The organism is Bradyrhizobium sp. NBAIM14 (assembly GCF_020193895.1).
In the GTDB taxonomy this organism is placed as follows: domain Bacteria; phylum Pseudomonadota; class Alphaproteobacteria; order Rhizobiales; family Xanthobacteraceae; genus Bradyrhizobium; species Bradyrhizobium yuanmingense.
This window is the reverse complement of record NZ_JADYVQ010000011.1, coordinates 56,420-82,245: the sequence shown is the minus strand read 5'-3', so window position 1 is coordinate 82,245 and position 25,826 is coordinate 56,420. Positions and strand designations below refer to the sequence as shown.

General features: G+C 65.0%; 23 protein-coding genes. 3 read left to right on the top strand and 20 right to left on the bottom strand.

What is annotated here, in order from left to right; all coding sequences use genetic code 11:
- Nucleotides 1–68 precede the first annotated feature (68 nt).
- Nucleotides 69–965 carry a LysR family transcriptional regulator gene (locus I6F28_RS23945; RefSeq protein WP_225141357.1) on the top strand — a complete coding sequence of 299 codons (897 nt, stop codon included), beginning with the start codon at nucleotides 69–71 and terminating at the stop codon, nucleotides 963–965.
- Between the two features lie 464 nt (nucleotides 966–1,429).
- Nucleotides 1,430–1,672 carry a hypothetical protein gene (locus I6F28_RS23940; protein WP_051056887.1) on the top strand — a complete coding sequence of 81 codons (243 nt, stop codon included), beginning with the start codon at nucleotides 1,430–1,432 and terminating at the stop codon, nucleotides 1,670–1,672.
- 136 nt (nucleotides 1,673–1,808) lie between these two features.
- Here I6F28_RS23940 and I6F28_RS23935 read toward each other — a convergent pair whose 3' ends face one another.
- The 8 genes from I6F28_RS23935 to I6F28_RS23900 form a co-directional block, all read right to left on the bottom strand.
- Nucleotides 1,809–2,195: a nuclear transport factor 2 family protein gene (locus tag I6F28_RS23935; RefSeq protein ID WP_036035076.1), complete on the bottom strand. Its 387-nt coding sequence runs from the start codon at nucleotides 2,193–2,195 to the stop codon at nucleotides 1,809–1,811.
- 210 nt (nucleotides 2,196–2,405) lie between these two features.
- Entirely contained in the window at nucleotides 2,406–4,046 is a 1,641-nt protein-coding gene (locus tag I6F28_RS23930; RefSeq protein ID WP_225141356.1) for an amidase family protein, read from the bottom strand.
- Nucleotides 4,047–4,272: 226 nt separating this feature from the next.
- Entirely contained in the window at nucleotides 4,273–5,769 is a 1,497-nt protein-coding gene (locus I6F28_RS23925; protein WP_225141355.1) for an ABC transporter substrate-binding protein, read from the bottom strand.
- 56 nt (nucleotides 5,770–5,825) lie between these two features.
- Nucleotides 5,826–6,830 (bottom strand): ABC transporter ATP-binding protein, encoded by a 1,005-nt coding sequence (locus I6F28_RS23920; RefSeq protein ID WP_225128876.1) that lies wholly within the window; start codon nucleotides 6,828–6,830, stop codon nucleotides 5,826–5,828.
- Complete coding sequence (locus tag I6F28_RS23915) at nucleotides 6,827–7,840, bottom strand: ABC transporter ATP-binding protein (RefSeq protein ID WP_225141354.1); 1,014 nt, start codon at nucleotides 7,838–7,840, stop codon at nucleotides 6,827–6,829. The genes I6F28_RS23920 and I6F28_RS23915 overlap by 4 nt, the downstream gene beginning before the upstream one ends.
- 2 nt (nucleotides 7,841–7,842) lie before the next feature.
- Nucleotides 7,843–8,730 carry an ABC transporter permease gene (locus tag I6F28_RS23910; RefSeq protein ID WP_036005488.1) on the bottom strand — a complete coding sequence of 296 codons (888 nt, stop codon included), beginning with the start codon at nucleotides 8,728–8,730 and terminating at the stop codon, nucleotides 7,843–7,845.
- A complete protein-coding gene (locus I6F28_RS23905) occupies nucleotides 8,727–9,677 on the bottom strand; it encodes an ABC transporter permease (protein ID WP_036005490.1) in 951 nt (316 codons plus the stop codon). Before I6F28_RS23905 ends, I6F28_RS23910 begins: the two co-directional genes overlap by 4 nt.
- An 84-nt stretch (nucleotides 9,678–9,761) precedes the next feature.
- Nucleotides 9,762–11,183 carry an amidase gene (locus tag I6F28_RS23900; protein ID WP_225141353.1) on the bottom strand — a complete coding sequence of 474 codons (1,422 nt, stop codon included), beginning with the start codon at nucleotides 11,181–11,183 and terminating at the stop codon, nucleotides 9,762–9,764.
- A gap of 124 nt (nucleotides 11,184–11,307) precedes the next feature.
- On the opposite strand from I6F28_RS23900, the gene I6F28_RS23895 reads away from it, so the two are divergent.
- Nucleotides 11,308–12,195, top strand: coding sequence for a LysR family transcriptional regulator (locus tag I6F28_RS23895; protein ID WP_225141478.1), 888 nt, complete (start codon nucleotides 11,308–11,310; stop codon nucleotides 12,193–12,195).
- Between the two features lie 6 nt (nucleotides 12,196–12,201).
- Here the strand turns inward: I6F28_RS23895 and I6F28_RS23890 are convergent, their stop codons facing one another.
- The 12 genes from I6F28_RS23890 to I6F28_RS23835 all read right to left on the bottom strand — a co-directional run bounded on the left by I6F28_RS23890 (nucleotide 12,202) and on the right by I6F28_RS23835 (nucleotide 25,803).
- Nucleotides 12,202–13,137 (bottom strand): carbohydrate kinase family protein, encoded by a 936-nt coding sequence (locus I6F28_RS23890; protein ID WP_225141352.1) that lies wholly within the window; start codon nucleotides 13,135–13,137, stop codon nucleotides 12,202–12,204.
- A 5-nt stretch (nucleotides 13,138–13,142) separates the two neighbouring features.
- On the bottom strand, nucleotides 13,143–14,789 hold the full coding sequence (locus I6F28_RS23885) for an FGGY-family carbohydrate kinase (RefSeq protein ID WP_225141350.1): 1,647 nt from the start codon (nucleotides 14,787–14,789) through the stop codon (nucleotides 13,143–13,145).
- A gap of 34 nt (nucleotides 14,790–14,823) precedes the next feature.
- Entirely contained in the window at nucleotides 14,824–15,597 is a 774-nt protein-coding gene (locus tag I6F28_RS23880; RefSeq protein ID WP_036023419.1) for an SDR family NAD(P)-dependent oxidoreductase, read from the bottom strand.
- 31 nt (nucleotides 15,598–15,628) lie between these two features.
- Nucleotides 15,629–16,636, bottom strand: a complete 1,008-nt coding sequence (locus tag I6F28_RS23875; RefSeq protein WP_036005503.1) for an ABC transporter ATP-binding protein — start codon at nucleotides 16,634–16,636, stop codon at nucleotides 15,629–15,631.
- A 14-nt stretch (nucleotides 16,637–16,650) separates the two neighbouring features.
- Nucleotides 16,651–17,481 carry a carbohydrate ABC transporter permease gene (locus tag I6F28_RS23870; RefSeq protein WP_036005504.1) on the bottom strand — a complete coding sequence of 277 codons (831 nt, stop codon included), beginning with the start codon at nucleotides 17,479–17,481 and terminating at the stop codon, nucleotides 16,651–16,653.
- A gap of 1 nt (nucleotide 17,482) precedes the next feature.
- Entirely contained in the window at nucleotides 17,483–18,355 is an 873-nt protein-coding gene (locus tag I6F28_RS23865) for a carbohydrate ABC transporter permease (RefSeq protein ID WP_225141348.1), read from the bottom strand.
- 84 nt (nucleotides 18,356–18,439) lie between these two features.
- Entirely contained in the window at nucleotides 18,440–19,753 is a 1,314-nt protein-coding gene (locus I6F28_RS23860; RefSeq protein ID WP_225141346.1) for an ABC transporter substrate-binding protein, read from the bottom strand.
- 216 nt (nucleotides 19,754–19,969) lie between these two features.
- Nucleotides 19,970–20,920, bottom strand: a complete 951-nt coding sequence (locus tag I6F28_RS23855; protein WP_057030032.1) for a sugar-binding transcriptional regulator — start codon at nucleotides 20,918–20,920, stop codon at nucleotides 19,970–19,972.
- Between the two features lie 6 nt (nucleotides 20,921–20,926).
- Nucleotides 20,927–21,589 carry an HAD family hydrolase gene (locus I6F28_RS23850; RefSeq protein WP_225111795.1) on the bottom strand — a complete coding sequence of 221 codons (663 nt, stop codon included), beginning with the start codon at nucleotides 21,587–21,589 and terminating at the stop codon, nucleotides 20,927–20,929.
- 64 nt (nucleotides 21,590–21,653) lie between these two features.
- Nucleotides 21,654–23,570 (bottom strand): nitric oxide reductase activation protein NorD, encoded by a 1,917-nt coding sequence (locus I6F28_RS23845; protein ID WP_225141344.1) that lies wholly within the window; start codon nucleotides 23,568–23,570, stop codon nucleotides 21,654–21,656.
- A gap of 10 nt (nucleotides 23,571–23,580) precedes the next feature.
- Complete coding sequence (locus I6F28_RS23840; protein WP_225133530.1) at nucleotides 23,581–24,393, bottom strand: CbbQ/NirQ/NorQ/GpvN family protein; 813 nt, start codon at nucleotides 24,391–24,393, stop codon at nucleotides 23,581–23,583.
- Nucleotides 24,394–24,456: 63 nt separating this feature from the next.
- The gene (locus I6F28_RS23835) at nucleotides 24,457–25,803 is read right to left on the bottom strand and encodes a cbb3-type cytochrome c oxidase subunit I (RefSeq protein ID WP_036023400.1); all 1,347 of its coding nucleotides are present in this window, start codon (nucleotides 25,801–25,803) and stop codon (nucleotides 24,457–24,459) included.
- Nucleotides 25,804–25,826 lie beyond the last annotated feature (23 nt).

Sequence of the window (25,826 nt, the reverse complement as noted above, 5' to 3'; positions counted from 1 at the left end):
AGGCTAGACCGGACCAGCCATGCCGTATATGGAATGGTCAGAATAATATAAATTCCGGCGAGGAATGAATGGACCGGATCGAGGCGCTGCAGACCTTCATCCGGGTGATGGAGGCAGGGAGTTTCACCCAGGCCGCCGACGACCTCGGTTTGGGTCAGCCGGCGATCAGCAAGCGCATCGCGCTGCTGGAAGCCGAGTTTCGCTGCCGGCTGTTCGTGCGCACCACGCGCAAGCTGCGGCCGACCCCGGAAGCCGACCGCGTGTTGAAATACGCCAAGGACATCGTCGCGCTGCTCGAGAGCGCCGGCGCGCCGACGCAAAGCCGGATTGGCAATCCGTCAGGGACGTTGCGCATGACGGTGCCGACGTCGTTCGGCCGCTTCTTCTTCCGTGAGATCTTCGCCGAATATACCCGCCGCTATCCTGATGTCCGGCTGGACGTCAGTTTTACGGAACAGTTCGTCGACCTCATCGAAACCGGGACCGAGCTTGCGATACGGATCGGCAGCCTCAATTCGAGCTCGCTGGTGGCGCGGCGGGTGGGCACCATTAAACGCCTGCTGGTGGCGGCGCCCGCGCTGCTTGCGCGTCATCAGGTACCCTCGTTGCCGGATCATCTGCGCCGCATGCCCTGCGTCACCTACTCACGCCTGTCGCAGAAGAACCAGTGGACGTTCGAATCCGAAACCGGCCGTTACGTCGTCGACATCGCGCCGGCGATGACCTGCGACGATGCGGACGTGATGACGCTGGCTGCATTGGAGGGGATAGGCGTCGCCGTGCTGCCGAACTGGTGCACCGCCGAGCACATCGCGGCCGGCCGTCTCGTCCATGTGCTGCCCGACTTCGTCGTGCCGCCGCTGCCCATGCACATCGTCTATCCCGACCCGCAATGGATGTCACACCGGGCGCGACTGTTCCGCGATCTGATCATCGAACGTGCGGACGTCTTTGCGCTCGCCTGATCGCGTTCGAAACGCCGATCTCGCCCCTTCGGCAACCAGGGAAACTGGCTCGTTCCGTTGAGTGTTCGGCGTCTGTAAAGGGTCACAACGCGAAGAACTCAGGTTGAGCAAACGCGGAAGTCGCGCTCATTCGATCAGCTCGTTGTGCAGATAAGTCCTCGGCTCAGATTTCATTTCGGCAGCCCGGGGCAATGTGCCAGCACGCCGGTTGATGGAAACGCAGTTCGGGGATGAGAAAAAAGGAGCTTCCGATTTCGGCGCAGCGGAGTTGATACCGCACGGGATCACCACACTGGCGCCTGACCTTCCGCCGCCACTGTGGAGCCAAGTCGCTCGGGCGGTGGGTCGCATGGTGGTCGGCACGAGACGGAAAGTTCCACTCCGACGGCCTGCCTGTGACTGCGTCCGTATAGGCAAATCGCGGAACGACGCTCCGACGTCGGTTTTCGGGGAGCACACGCGTCATGGATGAAATCCTGCGTTGGGTGGCGACAGTCGGCACGATCGGCGCCGGGCTGATCCTAGCTGCCCGGGCGCGGCCACTCATTACCGGCTGGGCCTTCGTCGTACTGAGCGGTGCATCGGTGATCTGGATCGTCGTCGGCTATCTAACAGCGGAATATGCGCTGATGGTGCAAAACGTGGTGGTGACACTTATCAACGTGTTCGGCGTCTACCGATGGCTGATCTGGAAAGGAAATGTATGAAAGCGTTCTGCCTGCGCGCTCTGCCGTCCGAGCGCCAATTGTCGGCACGCAGGTTACTTCCGATTTCCGCGATGAGCCGAGAACAGAGACGCTGCCTGGACCTGCACCTCTGGGCCACATTCGGACATGTGCGTCGTTAGGCTGACGAAGGTCCTTCAACAATCTTCCAATACGAGTCCTTGCGGATCACCTCGTCCGCGCGAAAAGTGTAAAAGTCACATCCTCGGACCTCGATCTTTTTTCCTTCGCCTGTAGTGCCCGTTAGCGTCCATTTTGAAATGCCCGTGTTTGCCATCGTATCCACAAAATGCTCGGCGTCGCCGTAGTGAACATCCGGTAAGCCTTCAAAGCGCGTCGCGAGCCCGTCTCGTACGTTGCGTTTGCCCTCGAAGCGGGAGCCCCAAGGCTTGCTTCCCCTCGGCATCTCCAAGACACAATCGTCAGCAAAGAACTCCATGATGGAATCCAAGTCGTGCGCGTTGAACGCTTCACACAGCGCCGTCAATTTCGATCGAATGTCCATCCTTCCCTCCATCGAGTTCCCGGAAGGGATACAATAACACAAGGGCACACAGGTGAGTTGAAGGGCCGATTAGACGTCTGGTCGATGGCGCCTTCGGGTCACAAAGCGCCCTCCCCAGGGCAGGACGGCACGTCCGCCATATCGGTGAGAACAGACAACGGATTTGTCAGCGCATGCCACCGCCACCAACCGGCACATGCACAGTGCACTCTAAAGCGCCGGCAAGCCAGGCGGCGGCTTGCGCTTGGCGGAGGCCTGCTCATAAGCGTAGGCCAGGCGAAGCAGCTTGTGCTCGCTCCAGGCGCGGCCTGCGAAGGTGACGCCGAACGGATAATCGGGCGTATCCTTGCCGTCGACGCCGGCGACGAAGCCGCACGGCACGAGGACACTGGGATAGCCCGCCCTGGCGGCGATCGCGGCGCCTTCGCTGCCCGGGAACAGCACGGCGTCGAGCTTGTGCTGGTTCATGTAGGCATCCATGCCGCGGGTCCTGGCGCTGAGCAGGTCCATGGCGAGTGCCGCCTTGTACTCGCGTTCGCTCAGGTCGCCCCGGGTGAGGTCGGCTGCGAGGAAGTTGTCCTGGCCGAAGCGGAGCGCCTTGCCCGCATTGGCTTCGTTGAAGGCCACGATGTCGGTCATGGTCTTGATGGTGGTGTTGGTCGCCCAATCCCTCAGGTAGAGGTTGAGATCTCGTTTCAACTCGTAGATGAAGACGATCCGCTGCGGGACCGCATTGCCCCTGTTGGCGCTCAGCGGATTGCGGTTGAGCACGGCCATGATCGTACCCGGTCCGCTCATCCAGCCGGCTGTCGGAATGCTGGCGCGCACGATCACGGCGCCGAGATCCTCCAGCACCTTGATCGCTTCCCCTACCACCTTCGCTCCTTTGGGGGGCAGCTTGCGGAAGAAGGGATCATTCAGCGGATCGGCGGGATCGCTCGGCACGCCGATGCGCGCACCTTTCATCGCATCGCGCGTCAGACCGGCGGTGTAATCGGCCGGCCGCCGCTGCTTTTGCGTCGCCGGATCGAGCGGGTCCTTGGCCGCGAGCGCGTTGAGCAGCAGCGCCGCGTCGCGCACGGTCCGCGTCATCGGCCCCGCGGTGTCCTGACTATGCGAGATCGGCACGATGCCGGCACGGCTGATGAGCCCGACCGTCGGCTTCACGGTGACGAGGCCATTCTGGCTGGCGGGAAAGAGCAGCGAGCCCGAGGTCTCCGTGCCGATCGAGGCCGCACACAAGCCCGCCGCCACCGCGACCGCCGAACCCGCGCTCGAGCCGCCCGGGGACACGACGGGGATGCCGTGATCGTCGGCCAGCGCCGGCGCATAGGGATTCTTGACCTGACCGCCCAGCGACGAATAGCCGGAAGGCATGTCGACCGCGAGCATGTTGGAGAACTCGGTCAGATTCGCCTTGCCGAGGATCACCGCGCCGGCCTCGCGCAGCAGCTTGACGAGCGTCGCATCGTCGCGTGCGCGTGCGCCTTCCAGCGCCAGCGAGCCCGCCGTGGTCGGCTGCGCGTCGCCGGTTGCGATGTTGTCCTTCACCAGGATCGAGATGCCGGCCAGCGGCCGCTCGGCCGACGGCTCGGCGCCGTCGAGCCTGCCCGCGATCGCGAGCGCGTCGGGATTGAGCGCGCGGACCGCGTTGAGCTTGGGCCCGTCGCGGTCGTAGGCTTCGATGCGCGCGAGATAGGCTTCGACCAGCGCCGTGGCCGTGACATGCCCACTGGCCAAGGCATGAGTGATATCGCTCATCGGCGCATGATCGAGCTTCAAGGAGATCGGCGCCTCGGCGGTGATGGCCGCCGCGGCAATGCCTGCATCGCGGCGGGATGATTTCTGCACTTCTGCCTCGCCCGACGGCGCATCTCCACCACGAGACGCGAGCATGCCATCATGCCAGTGTTTTGCCCGACGGGTCAACTTCTAGGCGAATCGCGTCGATCGTACAGGCGCGACGTGTAAACCATTGAAATGACTGACCCCGGCTACTGTGCATGGGGTTGTTTTTCAGGTTTTGTTTGGAGCTGCCCTCTCCAACGCGTGGAGAGGGCACAGCAATGGACGCCGCCTATTCCCAATACCAGGCGGAGAAGTCGTTCTCGAATTGCGGGACTTCCTTCCAGACGCCCTTCAGCTTCTTGTTGGTGATGGTGATGAGCTGCGGCTGGAACAGGTAGGCGGAGACCGCATCGGTCGCCAGCATGCGCTGGGCATCGCCAAGCAGCTTGGCGCGGCCGGCTTCGTCCGGCGTCGAGACGATCTGCTTGTAGAGCGCGTTGAACTTCTCGTTGTTGTAACCGAGGTAGTAGTCCGGCTCGGTGATCTTGACGAGGTCGAACGGCTCGACATGGCTGACGATGGTGAGATCGAAATTGTGCGGACCATTGCCGGCGAACACCTGCGACAGCCACTGCGCCCATTCGACGTTCTCGATCTTGGCGATGATACCGACCTTGGCGAGCTGGGCCGCGGCGATCTCGCCGCCCTGCCGCGCATAGGACGGCGGCGGCAGCTTGAGCGACAATTCGAGCGGCGTGGTGACGCCGGCCTCCGCGAGCAGCTTCTTGGCCTTCTCGGGGTCATAGGGGTTGATGCCGGTGGTGTCGACATAGCCGAGCGCGCCCGGCACGTAGAAGCTGCCGATCGGCGTGCCGAAGCCGTCGACGGCGCCGTCGATCATGGCCTTGCGGTCGATCGCGGCAAGGATGGCGCGGCGGACGCGGACGTCGTCCAGCGGCTTCTTGCGGTGGTTGATGGCGACGATGGTCTTGGCCCGGGAGCCGCCGACCAGCACCGTGAAGCGCGGATCCGCCTTGAACTGTGCCAAGGCGCGCGCCGCGGCGACGCGCGGGAATGCATCGACGTCACCCGACAGCAGCGCCGCCACCTGCGCCGCCGGATCCGAGATGAAGCGAATCGTCACCTTGGACAGCTTGATCGCGGAGGCGTTGCGGTAGTCGGCCCATTTGGTCAGCGTGAGCGAAGAGCCCTTAGCCCAGCCGCCAAGCTGGTACGGTCCGGTCCCGACCGGCTGCGTGACATTGGTGCCCGCGCTCTTCGGTTCGACGATCGAGCCGCCCGCCTGCCCGAGCAGGAACGGCAGGTTCGGCTCGGAATATTTCACGGTGATCACGACGGTGTCGGCATCGGGCGTCTCGACCTTCTCGAAGGCCTGGTACAGGCTCTTGTCCTTGTTGGTGCTGGTCGGCGCCGCGTTGCGCTCGAACGAGAACTTCACCGCAGCGGAATCGAACGCTTCGCCATTGTGGAATTTGACGCCCTTGCGCAGCTTGAACGTATAGGTCTTCAGATCGGGCGAAGCGGTCCAGCTCTCGGCCAGCAGCGGCGAGACCGAGCCGTCCTCGTTGATCTTGGTCAGCGTCTCATAGATGTTGTAGAGCGTGACCTCGGCGATCGCGGCGGCGGCCGCATTGGTCGGGTCGAGCCCCGGCGGCTCCAGCGCCATCGCCATGACGACGCTGTCCTTCTTGCTCTGCGCCAGCACCGGCAAGGGCGCCGCGACGAGCGCAGCGGCAAAGGCGACGATCGATAGTTTCCTGAACATGCGCAAACTCCCCTGCCAATCCTGTTTCCAGCTTAACGCCAATCCTGCCCCGGACACTAACCTTCCATGGCCGCCTGCGGCAACGCCATCACAGCCTCGGCCTTGTGGCAGGCGGCAAGGTGCCCCTCGCCCACCTTGCGTAACGCAGGCGGAACCTCGCGGCAATGCTGGTCGGCAAGCGGGCAGCGCGATGCATAGGGGCATCCGGTCGTCACCGCCGAGTGCGAGGCGATCGCCTGGGCCCCGCGCCGGCGGCGGCCACCCCCGGCGCGAGCCCGCGGCACCGCCTCCAGCAGCGCCCGCGTATAGGGATGGGCGCAGCGCTCGAACAAATCCTCTGGCCGCCCCTGCTCGACGATGCGGCCGAGATACATCACCGCGACCTCGTCGCAGAGATAGTCGACCACGGCGAGGTCATGGCTGATCAGGATGTAGCTCAGGCCGAACTGCTCCTGGAGGTCCTGCATCAGGTTCAGCACCTGGGCCTGCACGGAGACGTCGAGCGCCGAGACCGGCTCGTCGGCAACGATCAGCTTCGGCTGGGTGATCAGCGCACGCGCAATCGCGATGCGCTGGCGCTGGCCGCCGGAGAATTCGTGCGGATATTTTTCCATGTCCGCATCGCGCAAGCCGACCTGGCGCAGCACCGCGGCGACGCGGTCGCGGAACGTGGTGCGGTCGGCACCTTCCAGCACGGTCAGCGGCTCGGCGACGATCCGCGCGATGGTCTGCCGCGGATCGAGCGAGCCGTAGGGATCCTGGAACACCATCTGGAAATCACGCCGGGCGCGGCGCAGCTCGTCGGCCGGCAAGCGGTTGAGATCGCGCCCGAGCAGCGCGACCTGTCCTGCGGTCGGCCGCTCCAGCGCCATCACGACGCGCGCGAAGGTGGACTTGCCGGAGCCGGACTCGCCGACGATGCCGAGGCTCTTGCCGGCTCGGACCTGCACACTGACGCCGTTGAGCGCGCGCACCTGCCCCGGCGGACGGAACAGGCTCTCGCGCGGGAGCGTGTAGCGCTGTTCGAGATCCCTGACGTCGAGAAGCGGCGCGGTGCTCATGCGGTCAGCGCTCCGACGCGTTCGGCCATCGACACGTCCGTTCTTATGCAGCGCGCAAAATGGCCGGGCCCGACGTCCACCATCGGCGGCAGCGCGACGCGGCATTGGTCGATCACCAGCGGGCAGCGATCGGAGAAGGTGCAGCCGGACGGCAGATCGGCGAGCTCCGGCACCGTGCCCGCGATCGTCTTCAGCCGCGTCCCCTTACGCGCGCCGAGCTTGGGCCGGGCACGGAACAGGCCCTGCGTGTAGGGATGGCCCATGCGACGGAACACCTCGTCGGTCGGGCCGCTCTCGACGACGGTGCCGCCATACATCACCATCATGCGCTGGACGTTCTCTGCAATGACGCCGAGATCGTGCGAGATCAGGATCATGGACATGCCGCGCTCCTCGACGAGATCGGCGATGAGGTCGAGGATCTGGCCCTGGATGGTGACGTCGAGCGCGGTGGTCGGCTCGTCCGCGATCAACAGGTCCGGCTCGCACGCGAGCGCCATCGCGATGGTGACGCGCTGGCGCTGGCCGCCGGAGAACTGATGCGGATAGGCATCGACACGACGCGCGGGGTCGGGCAGCCCGACGCGGTCGAGCAAGGCGATTGCTTCCCGACGAGCCTGCGCCGCCGAATAATTCTTGTGACGGCGCAGCGGCTCGGCGACCTGGGTGCCGATCGTGTGCATCGGATTGAGCGCTGTCATCGGCTCCTGGAAGATCATGCTGATGCGGTTGCCGCGCAGGCGGCAATAGTCGGAATCCGGAAGTCCGACGAGTTCATCGCCGTCCAGCTTGATGCTGCCGGTCACGACGGCACTGTCCGGCAGCAACCCCATCAACGACAACGCCGTGACCGACTTGCCGCAGCCGGACTCGCCCACGAGCCCGAGCGTCTCGCCGCGCGTCAGCGCAAAGCTGACACCGCGCACGGCCTGCGCCGGCCCGCGGCTGGTGTTGAGGCGGACACCGAGATTGTCGACCTCGATTAGCGGCATGTTGGAGCGCTCGGCCATCGTCATCGCTCCCGCGCCAGCCGGGGATCGAGCAGGTCGCGCAATCCGTCACCGAGCAGGTTGAGGCCGAGCACCGAGATTGCGATCGCAACGCCCGGATAGACCGCGAGCATCGGCGACTGGAACAGCAACGTCTGCGCATCGTTCAGCATCCGTCCCCAGGATGGCTGCGGCGGCTGCGTGCCGAGGCCGAGATAGGACAGCGCGGCCTCGGCGAGAATGGCGAGCGCGAACTGGATGGTGACCTGCACGATCAGGATCGACAGGATGTTCGGCAGCACATGCTCGATGGTGATGCGGAAGCGCCCCTTGCCCGCCGCCCGTGCCGCCAGCACGAATTCACGCGCCCAGATCGCATTGGCCGAGCCGCGCGTCAGCCGGGTCAAGGTCGGGATCTGGAAGATGCCGATCGCGACGATCGAGGTCACCATGCCCGGCCCCACGACGGCGGCGAGCATGATCGCGGACAGCACGGCCGGAAAGGCGAAGGTGAAATCGGAAAAGCGCATGATGATCTCCTCCGTCCAGCCGCGCCGGGCCGAGGCGATCAGACCCAGAGTGACGCCGAAGGTAAGACCGATGCTGACGGCGATGACACCGACCATGATGGTGGATCGGGCGCCCGCAAGCAGCAGCGAGACGATGTCGCGGCCGAAGGAATCGGTGCCGAGCCAATGCGCCGCCGAGGGCGGGCGGAGCTTTGCGGCGATGTCGATTTCGTAAGGCGACCACGGCGTCCATACCAGCGACAACAGTGCCGAAGCCAGCACCAGAAGGCTCAGCGTGCCACCGAGGACGAAGCTGCGGTGGCGCAGCGCGCGGCGCCAGAACGTGCGCGCCGGCAGCGGACGCGTTGCGACGGGCGCGTCGATGGTGATGGGCGCGCTCACAGGTCGTGCACCTTGATGCGGGGATCGATGAAGGCATAGAGCACATCGACCACGAAATTGACGATCACCACCATCGCGGCGAGCAACATCACGCAATTGCGCACCACGATCAGGTCGCGGTTGGCGATCGACTGGAAGATCAGGCGGCCGAGGCCCGGCAGGTAGAACACGTTCTCGATCACGATGGTGCCGGCGAGCAGATTGGCGAATTGCAGGCCCATCACGGTCATCACGGGGATCATGGCATTCCGCAGCACGTGGCTCCACAGCACCTCGCGCTTGCCGAGGCCCTTTGCGCGGGCGGTGCGGACGAAATCCTCGCGCAGCACTTCGAGCACGGCCGAACGCGTGACGCGCGCGAGGATCGCGGCCTGCACCACCGCGAGCGAGATCGCAGGCAACAGCAGCGACCTGATCCCCGGCCAGATGCCGTCCTCCCAGCCGGCAAAGCCACCGGCCGAAAGCCATTGCAGCCGCACCGAGAACAGCAGCACCAGGAGAATCGCGAACCAGAAATTCGGCAGCGCGATGCCCACTTGGGTCAACGACATCACGCCGACATCGCCGAGCTTGTTGTGGTTGGCGGCGGTGTAGATACCGGCCGAGAGCGCCAGCGTCACCGTGATCGTCATGGCCATGATCGCGAGCGGAATGGTCAGCACCAGCCGCTCGGCGATCAGGCTGCCGACCGGGGTGCCGTAGACGTAGGAATTGCCGAGATCGCCGACGAGGAGGCCCTTGATCCACTGCAAATAGCGAACCGCCAGCGGCTGGTCGAGCCCGAGCTTGACGGTGAGCGCGCGCACCGCGTCGGGCGAAGCATCGGCGCCCATTAGCATCTGCGCTGCGTTGCCGGGCAGCGCGTCCAGCACCAGGAAGATGATCAGCGATGCGCCGACCAGCGTCGCCAGCAGAGTCAACAGACGTCGGAGGACAAAGACGCTCATGCGCGCTCGGCTTCAGGGCTCACCCAGGCCACGATCAACATGTCCGGACGCCTTAAGCAAGCTCTTTGCTGCATCTCCATCTCCTCAAGACGGCCAGCGGGACAGAAGGTCGCTTGACGCCTCGAACAGAGCGCTCACGCGCAGCAATTCCGCATCGGCCCGGAAACGGCCGACCAGTTGGAGCCCGATCGGCAGCCCGTCGCGGGCAAAGCCCGAGGGAAGGCTGATCGCGGGGTGACCGGTCATGTTGAACGGCATTGTCCAGGGGAACCAATGCGGCCGGACGCTGTCGTAATGCCTGCCGTCGATCTCGATATTGCCGAACAGGTCCTGCTTGATCGGCAGCGCGGTGCGCGTCAGCGTCGGCATCGCCAGCAGGTGACCGCGCGCAAGCAGCGATTGCACGCGGCGGAACAACGCGGTGCGCGCGAACATCGCCTCCTGATAGTCGATGCCGCTGACTTCGCTGGCGAGCGCGAGCTGCTTGAGGAAGGCCTCGCTCAGTTCGTCCCGATGCTCGGCCGCAAGCTTGGCAAAGCGCGTGCGCCAGACGGTGTGGTTGATGGCGCGCCAGATCGGCTCGATGTCGAACCCCTCACCGGAGAATTCCTCGAGCTCGGCCCCTAACCCGGCCAGCCGGTCGAGGCTCACCTTGAAATTGGCGGCGACTTCGGCGGATACCGGACGGCCCGGCGGCGTCAGGCAGTACAGGATCCTCAGCCCGCGCAAATCACCATGCGGGGCGGCGGTGCCGATGAAGTCGGGCACGGGCACGCCGATCGACCAGGGATCGATAGGATCTTCGCCCGCCATCGCCTGCATCATCAGCGCAGTATCGGCGACGGTCCGGGTGGTCGGCGTGACATATGTCTGGTTGCCGAACACGTCGAGCGCCTGGCTGTGCGGGATCACGCCGTTGCTCTGCTTCAGGCCCACCACGCCGTTGCAGGCGGCCGGAATTCGTGTCGAGCCGCCGCCGTCGGTCGCAATAGCGAGCGGCGCGATGCCGCTCGCCACAGCGACCGCCGCGCCGCCGCTGGAGCCGCCGGAGGAACGGCAGGCGTCCCACGCATTGCGGGTCCGGCCGAACAAGGGTGAATCGGTGAGGCACTTGCTGCCGAACTCCGGCGTCGTGGTCTTGCCGATCAGGATCGCGCCTTCGCTGCGCAACCGCGCGACGGCGACGGCATCCTCGGCCGGCACATTATCCTTGTAGGGAACGGCGCCGAAGGTGGTCTTGACCCCCTTGGTATTGACGATGTCCTTGACGGTTACGGGGATGCCGTGCAGCAGGCCGAGCGGTTCGCCCGCCATCACCTTGCGCTCGGCTTCGCGCGCCGCTGCGGTCGCCTCGTCGCCGCACAACGTGATGAAGCAGTTCAATTCGGGCTGGAGGGCCTCGGCGCGGGCAAGCACAGCGCGGGTGAGCTCGACTGGCGAAATCCGCTTTGCCGCGACGAGACCGAGCAGCTCGGTCGCGGACAACAGACAGGGATCGCCGTTCATCGTCACATCACGCTCCGAAGCGGGCCGCCATTGGCCCGAAGACATTGACAGCGAGAATGACAGTTTTGTTAACTCGCCGTCCAATACCATTTTTATCGCCAACCCATACGCTCTCGGTATGCCAATGGATCTTCGCCGGCTCCGCTATTTTGTCGCCGTCGCCGAGGCGCGCAGCATCGGCAAGGCGGCCGAGCAGCTCCGGATGGCGCAGCCGCCGCTCTCGGTCCAGATCCGCAAGCTCGAGGCCGAGATCGGCGCGCCGCTGTTCCGCCGCGGCACCCGTGGCATGGATCTGACCGAGGCCGGCCAGGCATTGCTGGCGCGCGCCAGCGAAGCGCTGGCGTTGGCAGCGGACGGCGCCGAAGCCGCACGCGCGGTTGCTTCGGGACGGCGCGGCCGGCTGTCAGTCGGTTACATGTTCGTGCTGGCGAATGCGATGTTGCCGCGACTCATCCCCGAACTGCGCCGCGCAGTTCCCGGCGTCGATCTCAGCTTCGTTGAGCTGAGCGCCTCGACGCGCGAGGCCCGCGTGCTCGACCGCAGCGTCACAGTCGCGCTGTGTATGCCCGCAATCAATCATCCCGAGATACAGGTGGCAAAGATCGGTGCACAGCCTTTCATGCTGGCCATGCCGATCCGCTCGCCACTCGCCCGCTTGAGTTCGGTGCCGATGGCCCGGCTGCAGGGCCGCCCGCTGATCGCACTCCCGCATCCGGACCATGGGCCCGCCTCCTCCGCGGTCGTCCCTTTATTGCGTCGGCACCAGGTGGTGATGCCGATCGCCAGCCGGGTGGAGACGGTGCATTCGGCGATGAGCCTGGTCCTGGCCGGCGAAGGTCTCGCCATCCTGCCGGCCTGCGCACAGCTCGGCGCGCCACGCGGAGTCGTGTTCAGACCCCTGCGTGACGTCGCCGATTCCCTCGACATCGCAGTCTGTTGGCGGCGGGACTCCCACAGTCCGTTGATCGGAACCTTCCTCAAATGTGCCGAGAAGGCCGTCGCGCGGATGTGACGTGGGCTACCAGTCCCAATTGATCTCGTGGCTCCAAGGCGGATCGGCGCCCGGACGGGTGCAGGTCAGGCCGGCACAATTGGCGGCGAAGGAAAGCGCACGGCGGAGCTCGTCCGCGCCGATGTCCTTCAATCTCGGCCGGGCGATGCGATCCTGCTTGTAAAGTGCCAACAGCAGCGCCGCCTGAAAGCTGTCGCCGGCGCCAATAGTGTCCGCCACCTCGACCTTCGGTGCTTGCACTTCGATCTGCCCTGCTTGCGCATGCCAGGCTATGGCACCGTTGTTGCCGCGGGTGATGACGACGAGGCTCGTCCCCTGCCCCAGCAATGTGCTCGCGCGCTGCTGATACGGCTCCTCGCCGAAGAGATAGGCGAAATCGACGTCCGACATCTTGATGAGATCGGCGCTTCCGGCGAACTCGGCCATTCGGCCGAGATAGGTTGGCTTGTCCTTGACGAGGTTCGGTCGGCAGTTCGGATCGAAGGAGATCGTGGACGACGCCCGCGCGTCTGCGATCAGCGCCTTGGTCTCGGCCGCACCCTGGTCGTTGACCAGCGTGGTCGAGCCGACATGGACGGCCTCGACAGTATCGAACGGAATGGACCCATGCCGGTAAGTCCAGTTCCGCGTCGCGGTCTCGGCATCGTAGAAGGCGTAGTGCGACTCGCCCTCGACAATGCGGACAAAGGCGAGCGTGGTCTGGTGGTCGCTGCGGGTGGCGAGATCGAGTGCAACCTTCGATGCGGAGGCATGGTCGGCGATCATGCGCCCGAACAGGTCGGTCGAGATGCCGCCGACGAAACCAGTCGGCGCGCCCAGCCGCGCCATGCCGATCGCGACGTTGAGGCAGGAGCCGCCGACCGCGGGCATCACCGCTTCGCGCCCTTCGACGTTTCGCATCGGCACGAAATCGATCAGCGCGTCGCCGCAGGCAATCAGCATGTCCTTCAACCTCTCGCGACGCTGCGCATCGCGGCACGGCTGCCGCGATCGAGCTCGCGCAGCAGCTTGTAGACCTCGCGCTTGCGGGCGTGAAACGCGGCCATATCAGGCGCGGTCGGCTCGCTCTTGCGTCCCAGCGCCGACATTTTGGCCATGGTCTCACCGATCGAGGCATAGGCGCCACCGGCGACCGCCCCTAGCATCGCGGCGCCCAGCAGCACCGGCTCCTTCGTCTGCGGCAACGCGACCGTGAGACCGGTGGTATCCGCCATGATCTGCCGCACCAAAGGACTGCGGCTGGCACCGCCACCCATGATCATGATGCTGGAGCGGACCCCATGCGCGGCAAAAGCCTCGATGACCTCCGCAAGCCCGTAGGCAAGACCGCAGAGGCCGGCGACGAACAGCCGTTCCATCGCGGCGATGTCGGTGTCGAGATCAAGGCCCGCGATCACCGCGCGCGTGTCGGGATCGGCATAGGGCGAGCGGTTGCCAATGAATTCCGGCAGCACGTGGACGTCGCGCGCCAGCAGCGCGGCGCGGCTGGCACCGCCGGCGCGCGCGATGATGCGGCGCTCGAGGAAATCGATGAGATCGAGGCCTTCGCTGCGTGCCGCCGCGCTCGCCTCGCCATGGCCGGGATGCGACTTGAGGAGATGATCGATCGCAGCGCCCGCGGCGGACTGCCCGCCTTCATTGAGCCAGAACTCCGGCACCATGCCGGAATAATAGGGACCCCACACGCCCGGCACGAAGCACGGCTCCTTCGTCGTCGCCATGATGCAGGCCGACGTTCCCATGATGTAGGCGAGACGATCGCCGACATCGCTCGGGCCGCCTGCCCCGTCACGGCCGCCAATCGCACCGATACCGCCGGCATGGGCGTCGATCAGGGAGGCGCCGACCGGGGTGCCGGGAGGAAGGCCGAGCTCGAATGCTGCTGCCGGCGTGAGCCCGACGCCGAGGCGCGTACCGGGCGCAACGATTTCGGTGCCGATGCGCGCATATTTTTCGGCGACGAAGTCGGACAGGCCGATGCGCTTGAAGAACGGCGCGCTCCAGCCGCCGCCGTCATGGGCGAGATAGTTCCACTTGCAGGTGACGGTGCAGGTCGAGCGCTGCAGCGCGCCGGTCGCCCGCCAGGTCAGATAATCGGCCAGGTCGAAGAAGTGACCGGCGGCATCGAAACTCGCGCGCAGATGCCGCTTCAGCCATAGCAGCTTCGGCATCTCCATCTCCGGCGAGATCGAGCCGCCGACATAGCGCAGCACGGCATCCTCGGTCTCGTTGATCAGCCGCGCTTCGGCCGTGGCGCGATGGTCCATCCAGACGATGACGTTGCGCTGCGCCTCGCCGGAGGTGCTGACGGTGAGCGGCACGCCTTGCGGATCGAGCACCACGAGGGAACAGGTGGCGTCGAAACCGATGCCGCCGATGCTGCCCGGCGTAATCGCTGCTTCCGACATCGCCGCGCGCACCGATTTGGCGCAGGCCTGCCAGATGTCCTCCGACGACTGCTCGACGATGTCGCCGGCCTCGTGCCAGATCCTGATCGGATGCCGGGCCGTCGCGAGCAGCGTGCCGGCCTCGTCAAACACCCCTGCCCGCGTGCTCGTGGTCCCCACGTCGACGCCGATATACGCTCGCGGCATGGTCTCTCCCGGTCCGTCCGTTTTGACGGTGAGCCTACCAGCAAGTGTAGCCGCCATCCACCAGCACGATGCTGCCAGTCATCAGGCTCGCGGCCTCGGACGAGAGGAACAGCACGACGGAGGCGATCTCCTCGACCTGCCCCATGCGCGCCATCGGAGTTCCACCGATCCAGGCGTCATACATTTTCGGATTGCTCTTCACGAAGGCGTTGAGCGGCGTCTCGATATAGGTCGGCGCCACCGCGTTGACGCGGATGCCGCGCGCGCCCCATTCGGCGGCCAGCGACTTGGTCAGATGGTGCACGGCGGCCTTGGAGGCGTTGTAGAAGCACTGCTCCTGCGGTTTGTTGACGATGAAGCCGCTCATCGAGCCGACATTGACGATGGCGCCGCTTCCAGCCTTCAACATGTGCTTGCCGAACTCGCGGCAGCACCAGAAGGTGCCGTTGAGATTGACGTCGATGACGTTGAGCCAGTGCTCGTCGGTAACGGTCTCGGCCGGCGTCTCGCTCCGCGCGATGCCGGCATTGTTGACGAGGATGTCGACCTTGCCATGGCGGGCGACGAGATCATTTGCCACCTCCGCCACGCGTGTGGTGTTGGTGACGTCCATGATTGCGGTCTCGATGTCGTAGCCCTTCGCCCTCAGGCTGGCTTTGGCGCCGTCGGCGACCTTGCCGTCGCGGTCGCCGATGATGACCTTCGCGCCGGCCTCGGCCAGCGCCTCCGCGCAGGCGAGGCCGATGCCCTGGCCGCCGCCGGTGATGAACGCGGTCTTGCCGCTCAGCCTGAATTTTTCCAGATACATGGTCGTCTTTCCGTCTTCTTGCCGTTTCTTGTCAGCCCCGAAGAGCGTTGCCGCTCTCGTCGAAGCGGTGAATGCGTGCAGGGTCGGGCATCAGCGACACCCGGTCGCCGGCATGCAGGCTCAATTCGCCGATGTAGCGCGCCGTCAGCATGCCGAGCGCACCGGCGTCGACGTAGAGGAAGGTGTCACTGCCGAGATGCTCGGCCACCGCAATGGTGCCCTGCCAGCCGCCACCGCCGTCGCGCTCGATCTTCAGATGCTCCGGCCGGACGCCGATCGTCGCTGCCCCCTTCTGCAAAGCGGGCTCGCCGGTGACGAAATTCATCTTGGGCGAGCCGATGAAGCCGGCGACGAAGAGATTGGCGGGTCGCTCGTAAAGTTCCAGCGGCGAGCCATATTGCTCGATCTTGCCGCCGTTGAGCACGACGATCTTGTCTGCCATGGTCATGGCCTCGACCTGGTCGTGGGTGACGTAGATCGCGGTGGTGCCGAGCTGCTTCTGAAGTCGCGTCACCTCGATGCGCATCTGCACGCGCAGCGCGGCGTCGAGGTTGGAGAGCGGCTCGTCGAACAGGAATGCCTTGGGCTCGCGGACGATGGCGCGGCCGATCGCGACGCGCTGGCGCTGGCCGCCGGAGAGCTCGCGCGGCTTGCGGTCGAGGTAGGGCGTGAGATTCAGCGTCGCGGCGGCCGCCTCGACCTTGCGGTTGATCTCGTCCTTCGGCAAGCCCGCCATCTTGAGGCCGAAGCCGATATTGCCGCGCACGCTCATATGCGGATAGAGCGCGTAGGACTGGAACACCATCGACAGCCCGCGCTTGGCGGGCGGCGTATCGACGACGTTCTTGCCGTCGATCAGGATCTTGCCGCCGCTGACGTCCTCGAGCCCCGCGATCAGCCGCAGCAGCGTGGTCTTGCCGCAGCCGGAGGGACCGACGAACACCACGAAGGAGCCATCGGCGATCTCGAGGTCGGCGCCCTTGATGATGTGCACGGGGCCGAAGGATTTCTGCACGCCCTGAAGTGTGATCTGACCCATGATCCGGCAGCCCCCTATTTCACCGCGCCAAAGGTGAGCCCGCGCACGAGCTGCTTCTGGCTGAACCAACCCAGGACGAGAATGGGCGCGATCGCCAGCGTGGACGCCGCCGACAGTTTTGCCCAGAACAGCCCTTCGGGGCTCGAATAGGAGGCGATGAACGTGGTGAGCGGCGCAGCGCTCGAGGTGGACAGGTTCAGCGTCCAGAACGCCTCGTTCCAGGCCAGGATCAGATTGAGCAACAGCGTGGACGCCAGTCCCGGGATCGCCATCGGCGTCAGCACATAGACCAGCTCGCGGCCGATCGTGGCGCCGTCCATGCGCGCGGCCTCTAAGATGTCGCGCGGGATCTCCTTGAAATATGTGAAGAGCATCCAGATGACGATCGGCAGATTCCCGAGGCAGAGGATGAAGACGAGGCCGATGCGGGAATCGAGCAGCCCGAGGCTCTTGTAGATCAGGTAGATCGGCACCAACACGCCGACCGGCGGCATCATCTTGGTCGAGAGCATCCAGAGCAGGATGTCCTTGGTGCGCTTGGTTGGCGAGAACGCCATCGACCAGGCCGCCGGAATGGCGATCAGCAGCGCAATGAGCGTCGAGCCGCCGGCGATGATGATCGAGTTCATCGCGTGGTGCAGATAATCGCTGCGTTCCTGCACGGTCGCGTAGTTTTCGGTGGTCCAGTGGAAGAACAGGAAGGATGGCGGGATCGCGAAGGCCTCGAGCTCAGTCTTGAAGCTCGCCAGCCCCATCCACAGGATCGGAAAGAAGATCAGGAAGCCGAACAGCCAGGCCGCCGCCGTCGATATCATCACCCGCCGCGTCGTCGCCATCCGTGCCATGTCAGGCCTCCAGGTTGCGGCCGACGATGCGGACCAGGAAGAAGGCGACGATGTTGGCGATGACCACCGCGACGAGCCCGCCCGCCGAGGCGCTGCCGACGTCGAACTGGATCAGCGCCTGCGAATAGATCAGGAAGGCGATGTTGGTGGTTTGCAGGCCCGGCCCGCCGCCGGTGGTGACGAAGATCTCGGCGAACACCGTGAGCAGGAAGATGGTCTCGATCAGGATCACCACCGTGATGGGACGCGCGAGGTGCGGCAGCGTGATGTAGATGAAGGTCGAGACGGCGCTGGCGCCGTCCATCTCGGCGGCTTCCTTCTGCTCTTCGTCGAGCGATTGCAGCGCGGTGAGCAGGATCAGGGTCGCGAACGGCAGCCATTGCCAGGTCACGATCAAAATCACCGCAAACAGCGGCACGTCGTTGAACCAATCGATCGGCGTCAGGCCGAACAGCGAAGCGAGCCAGGCGAACAATCCCGACACCGGATGCATCAACAGGTTCTTCCAGACCAGCGCGCTCACCGTGGGCATCACGAAGAACGGCGCAATCACCATCAGCCGCACGAAATTGCGGCCGACCACGGGTTGGTCCATCAGCAGCGCCAGGGGAATGCCGAGCAGGATGGTCAGCGCCAGCACCGAGCCGACCAGCACCAGCGTGTTCTGAAGCGAGGCGAGGAAGGCAGGATCGGTGAGGAAGTAGCGGAAGTTTTCAAGGCCGACGAACGATTCCGAGCCGGGATCGAGCAGGCTGTAATGCAGCGTCGAGAAGTAGATCGTCAGCGCCAGCGGGACGATCATCCAGATGAACAGCAGTCCGACGGCCGGGGTCAGGAGCGACCGCGCAAGAAGCTGCGTCTGCCGGGTTGCCATTCTTGGCGCTCCGCTCGGAGGAAGAAGGGCGGCCATCCAGCAAGGATGGATGGCCGCAAGTTTGAGCTCAGGGAGAGCCCGGGTTCACTTGATGTAGCCGGCGCGCTTCATCTCGCGCTCGGTAGCGGACTGCGCAGCCGTGAGCGCCGCATCGACCGTCATCGATCCCGCAAGCGCCGCCGAGAACTGCTGGCCCACCTGCGTGCCGATGCCCTGGAATTCAGGGATGGCGGCGTATTGCACGCCGACGTAGGGAACGGGCTTCACCGTCGGCTTGTTGGGATCGGCGGCGTTGATCGAGGCCAGCGTCAGTTTCGCAAACGGCGCGACCTTCAGGTACTCATCGTTCTGGTAGAGCGAGGTACGCGTGCCCGGCGGCACGTTGGCCCAGCCCTCCTTCGAGGCCACCAGCTTGGTGTAGTCCTTGCTGGTGGCCCAGGCGATGAACTTCTCGGCTGCTTCCGTCTTCTTGGAGCCGGCAGGGATTGCGAGATTCCAGGCCCACAGCCAGTTGGCGTTCTTGCCGAGCCCGGTGTTGGGCGCGAGCGCGAAGCCGACCTTGTCGGCGACCTTGGACTCCTTGGGGTTGGTGACGAAGGACGCCGCGACCGTGGCGTCGATCCACATCGCGCATTTGCCGGCGTTGAATAGCGCCAGATTCTCGTTGAAGCCGTTGGAGCTGGCGCCGGGAGGCCCGGCTTCCTTCATCAGGTTGACGTAGGTGGTGAGTGTCGTCTTCCATTCCGGCGTGTTGAACTGCGGCTGCCACTTTTCGTCGAACCAGCGCGCGCCATAGGAATTGGCCATTGCCGAGAGGAACGCCATGTTCTCGCCCCAGCCTGCCTTGCCGCGCAGGCAGATGCCGTAGGTGCCGGCGCTCTTGTCGGTCAGCTTCTTGGCCGCATCGATCACGAAATCCCAGCTCGGCTTTTCCGGCATCTTCAGGCCGGCCTTCTCGAACAGATCGGTGCGGTACATCACCATCGAACTCTCGCCGTAGAACGGCGCGGCGTAGAGCTTGCCGTCGGCGGAGACCGCGTCCTTGATCTTGGGCAGGAGGTCGGCGACGTCGTAATCGGCGCCGAGGTTGGCGAGCGGTACCAGCCAGCCCTTCTTGGCCCAGATCGGCACCTCGTAGGTGCCGATGGTGAGGACATCGAACTGGCCACCCTTGGTGGCGATATCGGTGGTGACGCGCTGGCGCAGCACGTTCTCCTCCAGCGTCACCCATTTCACGGTGATGTCAGGGTTCTTCTTGGTGAACTCACCCGTCAGCCCCTGCATGCGGATCATGTCGCCATTGTTGACGGTGGCGATCGTCAGGGTCGTTTCGGCCATCGCCGGGACGGCCAGTAGCAGGCAAGACGCGCCGCAGACGGCGCCCAGGACATGTTTCACGGTGACCTCCCCTCAATTCGCGTTTTGGGCATATGCCCACGCGTTGGGCGTATGTTCAGCGCAAGGGCGGCACGTTGTCAAGCAGGCGCGTGGGCATTCCAGCAACTTGTGAGTGCTGCGGTGCGGGAAGGATGGGGAGGTTTTGCTTCACCCACGGCTGTCGTGCTCCGCGAACGCGGAGCATCCAGTGTGGTAGGCACGCGAAGCGTGAGCGCTTTACCGCTCCAGAATCGCTCTTGCCGTCGCCTCGTCCGTGATCAATCCGTTGATCAGCCCGCCGCTCAGCGCGGCTGCAATCGCCGCCACCTTGGCTGCGCCCACCGCCGCACCGATGGTCGTGGTCTTCGCCGGCACTTCCGGCGGAATGCTGGTGAGGCGCTTGTTGGTGCCGGCCTTGAGCAGGCGCCCCTTGGCGTCATAGGCCCAGCCGGTGATCTCGCCGATGGCGCCAAGCCGCATCATCTCGAACAATTCGTCGCGGGTGACGAAGCCGTCGACGTGCACCTGCGCCTTCTGATCCATCTGGCCGATGCCGACGAGGCGCAAGTCAGCCCTTGCCGCGACCGCCTTCACCTTCGCGATCGGCTCGATGCGCACCATCCTGTTGCGCTCGTCTTCCGACGACATCAGGAACGGCAGCGGCATCGGATAGTGCCGCGCGCCGGTGCGGTCGGCGAGCCGGCCGACGGTGTCGTAGAAGCTCGCCGAGCCGTCGGCGGAGATATTGCCGACCAGCGAGACGATCTGGTGATTGGGCCGCTCGATCGGCGTGACGCGCTCGACGGCGGCACGCACCGCCCGGCCCGTGCCGAGCGCGACGATCACGGGCGTCTCCGAACGCAGCGTGGAATCGAGCAAATTGGCGCAGCGCTCGGCGATTCCAGCCACCGCCTGCGGCGCGGCCGGATCGGCCGGCACCACCTCGCAATGAACGAGGTCGAACCGTTGCTTCAAGCGCGCCGCCAGCTCCATGCAGGCTGCGATGGGGTGCTCGAGCCGGAAGGTGATGAGCCGCTCGGCGAGGCACAACGAGACCAGCCGCTGCGCCGAAGCCCGCGACACCTGAAGCATCTTTGCGATCTCGTCCTGTGTGTGACCGGCAATGAAATAGAGCCAGCCGGCGCGCGCGGCGTCGTCGAGTCTCGACTTGTCGTTCTCGGCGGCCATGCGCGCTCACACCTCCCAGAGATCGCTCATATGTGTAAAGACCCGATCGGCCCCGGCGGCCGATAATATAGCCCGGCCATCGCGGCTGCGATAATGGCCGCCGCCGACAAATCCCCAGACGGTCATGCCGGCCGCCTTACCCGCCTGCACGCCGCTGACGCTATCCTCGATCACCAGCGTGCGCGATGGCGGCGTGCGCATGCTCTCGGCCGCATGAAGAAAGAGATCAGGCGCCGGCTTGCCGTGCCTGACCATCTGCGCGGTGTAGATCCGATCGCCGAAATATGCCCGAAGACTGGTGACGTCGAGCGAGAGCGAGACGCGGTCGAGATCGCTCGACGAGGCCACGCAGAACGGCACGGTCAGTCCGGAGATCGCCGCCTCCACCCCGGGAATCGGCGCGAGCGAGGCGGCAAAATTCTCCAGCACACGCGACTTCAGTCGGGGCGGGAAGGCGTCCGTCAGCGAGTGCCCGAGATCGCGATAATGCTGCTCGACGGCCTTGGTGCTGCGTCCGAGAAACAGCTCGAGCGCCTGCTCCTCGCTGAGCACGAGACCGAATTCCGCCAGGACCTCGGACAGGCAGCGGCAGCTCAAGAGTTCGCTGTCGACGAGCACACCATCACAGTCGAAGATGATCAGATCGGGATTTGGCCGGCCCTGCTCCATCCGGCCATTCGATCATATACCCAAGCCTTGAGCAATAGCCCAACGCCCAGTTGCATGAACCGCATCAGTGTGCCACCTGCCGGTAGATCGCCGGCAGTGCCGCGGGCAATCGTTTGATGTTGCCGACGATCGCATAGCCGCTGCGCCCGAACAGGGCCGGAAAATAGGATTGCGCCCCCGCGTCGATCGTTACGCCGAACACCGTGATCCCGAGCCGGCGCGCTTCCTGCACGGACTTTCTGGTGTCTTCGACCGCAAAGCGCCCTTCATAGTGGTCGACGTCGTTCGGTTTGCCGTCGGTGAGGACGAGCAGCAGCTTCTTGCGCTGCGGCTGGCGTGCAAGCTCGGCGGCGGCATGCCGTACCGCCGCACCGATCCGCGTGTAATAGCCGGGCTTGAGCGCGCCAATGCAGCGCTCGACCACGTCACTCATCGGCTCGCCGAACGCCTTAACCGTCTCGAGCCGCACCCAGGAGCGCCGGCGCGAGGTGAAGGTCAGGATGTTGTGGTGATCGCCGCAGGCGGATAGGCCGTGGGCAAGCACGAGCAGCGCCTCCTTCTCGACGTCGAGCACGCGGTAGCCATTGGCCCAGGCGTCCGTGGAGAGCGAGACGTCGACCAGCAGCGTGACAGCGAGATCGTGACCTTGCGGGCGCATCGCCAAATGGACGCGATCAAGACCGCTGCTGCTGCCGGCGCGGAGATCGCACCGCGCACGCACCAGCGCGTCTAGATCCAGATCATGCCCGTCGGCCTGAGCCCGCATCAACTCATGGCGCGGCCGCAGGACCTCGAAGCGGCGGCGCACCTGGCGGATGTGCCGGCGCATGGTCTCGTTGGGCGTCCAGCTTTCCCCATTCTCGGGGGCGGCAGATGCGAGTACGCGGCAATGATCCGGCAAATAGGAGCCGCTGCGATAATCCCACTCCGGATAGGTCAGGTCCGCAGTCAAGCGCGAGGCATCGAGGGCCTCCGGCGGGAGGTCGAGATCAAACTTGAACCGGCCCGCCGGCTTGCCGCTGCGGCGGCTGAGCGTTATCTCCTCGAGATCGTCCGCCGCCTTCTGCGCATCCTCCTCCTCACTGTCATCGGTGGGGCGGTCGACATTGACCATCTCGGCCATCGCGAGAATTTTCTCGAAGCGGTTGAGTACGAAGGGATCGCGGCGATTGGCGCCGTCCTCGCGCTCGCGCACGGCAAAGTGCTTGCGATTGTCCTCGCTCGCGGCCTCCGCACCATCGGCGCATTCATCCACGCCCGCATGCGCAGGCGACAGCTCGCGGGTCCAGCAATCGCCCCACAGCCGGCACGGAAGCATCGAGCGATAGCCAGGCGGCGCCTTGACCAGCAGCGGCTCCGTTCCCATCATCGCGGGCCACAGCTTGCCCGCAGGCGCCTTTCCGGTTCCGAGTAGCCCCAGCACGATCTGCTCGACCTCCTGCTCGATGCGCGGCAAGGGGCGACGCGGCCTGGCTTCGGCAGTTGCTGCGGCGAGTTGCGCATAGTCGTCGACGAGGCCGGGAAATTGCGCGAGCACGAAGACCGCCGTCTCGCTGGCCCGGCGCAACACCAGAAGATCCCGCCGCAGCGGATCGGATTCGGTGATGGTTTCGATCGGCGCGGCTGCGAACCATGTCGCGAGCCAGCGATAGAGCGCTGCATTCAGCGCGTTGTCGGGAAAGATCGCGATGCTTTCAGGAAGGAAGATGGAGGTGGCATCGCGGCCCGGCTGCTCCAGGCGCTCGTCACCGAGACCGATGCGTTGCCGCCAGCCGAGCCGATGCCCGGACTTGCGCGCGCCGGCACCGGCGATCTGCACACCCGCCTCACCGCCCAGCGCGCGGAACATCACCGCGAGCCTGTTTCTCATTTCCGCAAGCGAGACCGCATGCTCGGCATGAACCGGATAGCTGGCGGTGCCACCGACCATGCGGTGCCAGGCGCGGCCGACGGTCTCTTCCAGTTCGAGGAAATCGAGCATCGGAGCCGCCTCAGCCGATCACGGCACGCGCGACGTCCAGCAGCGCCGCCTTGACATCGGCATCGTCGGTCAGCGGCTCGATCATGCCAGCGAGCACGGCATCGGCCGTCGGCATGCCGGCCGCAATCAGGGTCGCGCAATAGACGACGAGCCGGGTCGAGACACCCTCCTCCAGGTCGTGGCCCTTCAGCGCGCGCAGCCGGCCAGCCAGCCCGACCAGCGGCCGCACGCGCTCCGGCGATAGTCCGCTCTCGGCGGCGACCACCGCAATCTCCTGCTCCGGCGGCAGGAAGCCGAACTCGATCGCGACAAAGCGCTGCCGCGTCGACGGCTTGAGCGCCTTGAGCAGCGTCTGATAGCCTGGATTGTAGGAGACGACGAGCATGAAGCTGTTCGGCGCAGCAAGCTGCTCGCCGGTACGCTCCAGAGGCAGGATGCGGCGATCGTCGGTCAGGGGATGCAGCACCACCGTTACGTCCTTGCGCGCCTCCACGACCTCGTCGAGATAGCAGATGCCGCCCTCGCGCACCGCCCGCGTCAACGGGCCATCGCTCCACACGGTATCGCCGCCCCTGAGCAGATAGCGGCCGGTGAGATCGGCCGCGGTGAGATCGTCGTGGCAGGCGACGGTGTGCAGCGGCAATCCCAGCCGCGCCGCCATATGCGTGACGAAGCGCGTCTTGCCGCAGCCGGTCGGCCCCTTCAGCAGCACCGGCAGCTGATTGCGCCAAGCGTGCTCGAACAGCGCGCATTCGTTGCCACTGGCAATATAGGCGGGCGGCTGAGGTTCGGGCTTCGCCACGGCGAGAAGTGCTGCATTCATGGTCTTTCTCCGGAATTCACATAGTGACGGCGGCCGCAGCGAGCCACGGCCGCCTTTGGGCGCTCACTCGGCCGGCTGCAACGCGCCGGGGATGACCGGCTGACGGGCGCGACCGGGCACAAGCACGGCCCACACGAACATCAGCGCGGAGATCGCGACGAACACGCCGGACCCCAGCCGGACCCAGTAAAACATCGCGAGTTGGTCCTGCACGTCCATGTAGCCCTGGCCGAGCACGCGCTGGAGATGGACCTGGACCACGCCGGCGAAGGTCAGCGCGAAGGTCATCACCATCATGGCGGTGCACATGATCCAGAAGCTCGCCATGGAGAGCCATTGATTGTAGGGCGCACGCCCTCTGATCTGTGGGATCGCATAGGCCATCACGGACAGGTTCAGCATCACATAGGCGCCGAAGAAGGCGAGATGGCCGTGCGCGGCGGTAACCTGGGTGCCGTGGGTGTAGTAGTTGACCGAGGACAGGGTGTGCAGGAAACCCCAGACACCGGCGCCGAGGAACGCCATGACCGAGCAGCCGACCGACCACAACAATGCAGCGCGGTTCGGGTGCTTGCGGCCGGCCTTCCAGGTCATCTGCACCGTGAAGATCACCATGGTGAAGAACGGCGCGACCTCGAGCGTGGAGAACAGCGAGCCGATCCACTGCCAGTAACCGGGCGCGCCGATCCAGTAGAAATGATGGCCGGTGCCGAGGATGCCGGAGAACAGCGCCAGCCCGATGATGACGTAGAGCCACTTCTCGACCACTTCGCGGTCGATGCCGTTGAGCTTGATCATGAGATAAGCGAGCACGGAGGCCATGATCAGCTCCCAGACGCCCTCGACCCAGAGATGAACAACATACCACCAGTACATCTTGTCGACCGCGAGATTTACCGGGTTGTAAAAGGCGAACAGGAAGAAGATCGCAACGCCCCACAGCCCGAATAGCAGGATGTTGGTGATCGTGGTCTTACGGCCCTTCAGCGCCGTCATGGTGACGTTGAACAGGAACATCAGGCAGACGACGACGATGCCGACCTTGATGATGAAGGGCTGTTCGAGGAATTCGCGGCCCTCGTGGTATTGGAAGAGATAACCGACCACAGCTACACCCGCAGCACCGAAAAACATCCAGAACTGGATCTTGGCCAGCAGCGGGCTGTAGAGCTCTGTCTCGGTTTCCTCGGGCAGCAGGAAGTAGGTCGCGCCCATGAAGCCGATCAACGACCACACGATCAGCGCGTTGGTGTGGATCATCCTGACGACGTTGAACGGCAGCAGGGTCGACAGCGTGTTGGGCAGGACGTAGATCGTTCCAGCGACGAGGCCGAATAGGACCTGCGCCACGAACAGGGTCAGCGCGCCGTAGAAATACAGCATCGCGACTTTCTGGGTCTGATATTTCATCTCAGGCTCTCTGTCTTGAGGGA

Bases quoted from the DNA above. Each gene is read 5' to 3' on its own strand.
- I6F28_RS23945 (WP_225141357.1), top strand. From the start codon at position 69: ATGGACCGGATCGAGGCGCTGCAGACCTTCATCCGGGTGATGGAGGCA.
- I6F28_RS23940 (WP_051056887.1), top strand. From the start codon at position 1,430: ATGGATGAAATCCTGCGTTGGGTGGCGACAGTCGGCACGATCGGCGCC.
- I6F28_RS23935 (WP_036035076.1), bottom strand. From the start codon at position 2,195: ATGGACATTCGATCGAAATTGACGGCGCTGTGTGAAGCGTTCAACGCG.
- I6F28_RS23925 (WP_225141355.1), bottom strand. From the start codon at position 5,769: ATGTTCAGGAAACTATCGATCGTCGCCTTTGCCGCTGCGCTCGTCGCG.
- I6F28_RS23920 (WP_225128876.1), bottom strand. From the start codon at position 6,830: ATGAGCACCGCGCCGCTTCTCGACGTCAGGGATCTCGAACAGCGCTAC.
- I6F28_RS23915 (WP_225141354.1), bottom strand. From the start codon at position 7,840: ATGGCCGAGCGCTCCAACATGCCGCTAATCGAGGTCGACAATCTCGGT.
- I6F28_RS23905 (WP_036005490.1), bottom strand. From the start codon at position 9,677: ATGAGCGTCTTTGTCCTCCGACGTCTGTTGACTCTGCTGGCGACGCTG.
- I6F28_RS23900 (WP_225141353.1), bottom strand. From the start codon at position 11,183: ATGAACGGCGATCCCTGTCTGTTGTCCGCGACCGAGCTGCTCGGTCTC.
- I6F28_RS23895 (WP_225141478.1), top strand. From the start codon at position 11,308: ATGGATCTTCGCCGGCTCCGCTATTTTGTCGCCGTCGCCGAGGCGCGC.
- I6F28_RS23890 (WP_225141352.1), bottom strand. From the start codon at position 13,137: ATGCTGATTGCCTGCGGCGACGCGCTGATCGATTTCGTGCCGATGCGA.
- I6F28_RS23885 (WP_225141350.1), bottom strand. From the start codon at position 14,789: ATGCCGCGAGCGTATATCGGCGTCGACGTGGGGACCACGAGCACGCGG.
- I6F28_RS23880 (WP_036023419.1), bottom strand. From the start codon at position 15,597: ATGTATCTGGAAAAATTCAGGCTGAGCGGCAAGACCGCGTTCATCACC.
- I6F28_RS23875 (WP_036005503.1), bottom strand. From the start codon at position 16,636: ATGGGTCAGATCACACTTCAGGGCGTGCAGAAATCCTTCGGCCCCGTG.
- I6F28_RS23870 (WP_036005504.1), bottom strand. From the start codon at position 17,481: ATGGCACGGATGGCGACGACGCGGCGGGTGATGATATCGACGGCGGCG.
- I6F28_RS23865 (WP_225141348.1), bottom strand. From the start codon at position 18,355: ATGGCAACCCGGCAGACGCAGCTTCTTGCGCGGTCGCTCCTGACCCCG.
- I6F28_RS23855 (WP_057030032.1), bottom strand. From the start codon at position 20,920: ATGGCCGCCGAGAACGACAAGTCGAGACTCGACGACGCCGCGCGCGCC.
- I6F28_RS23850 (WP_225111795.1), bottom strand. From the start codon at position 21,589: ATGGAGCAGGGCCGGCCAAATCCCGATCTGATCATCTTCGACTGTGAT.
- I6F28_RS23845 (WP_225141344.1), bottom strand. From the start codon at position 23,570: ATGCTCGATTTCCTCGAACTGGAAGAGACCGTCGGCCGCGCCTGGCAC.
- I6F28_RS23840 (WP_225133530.1), bottom strand. From the start codon at position 24,393: ATGAATGCAGCACTTCTCGCCGTGGCGAAGCCCGAACCTCAGCCGCCC.
- I6F28_RS23835 (WP_036023400.1), bottom strand. From the start codon at position 25,803: ATGAAATATCAGACCCAGAAAGTCGCGATGCTGTATTTCTACGGCGCG.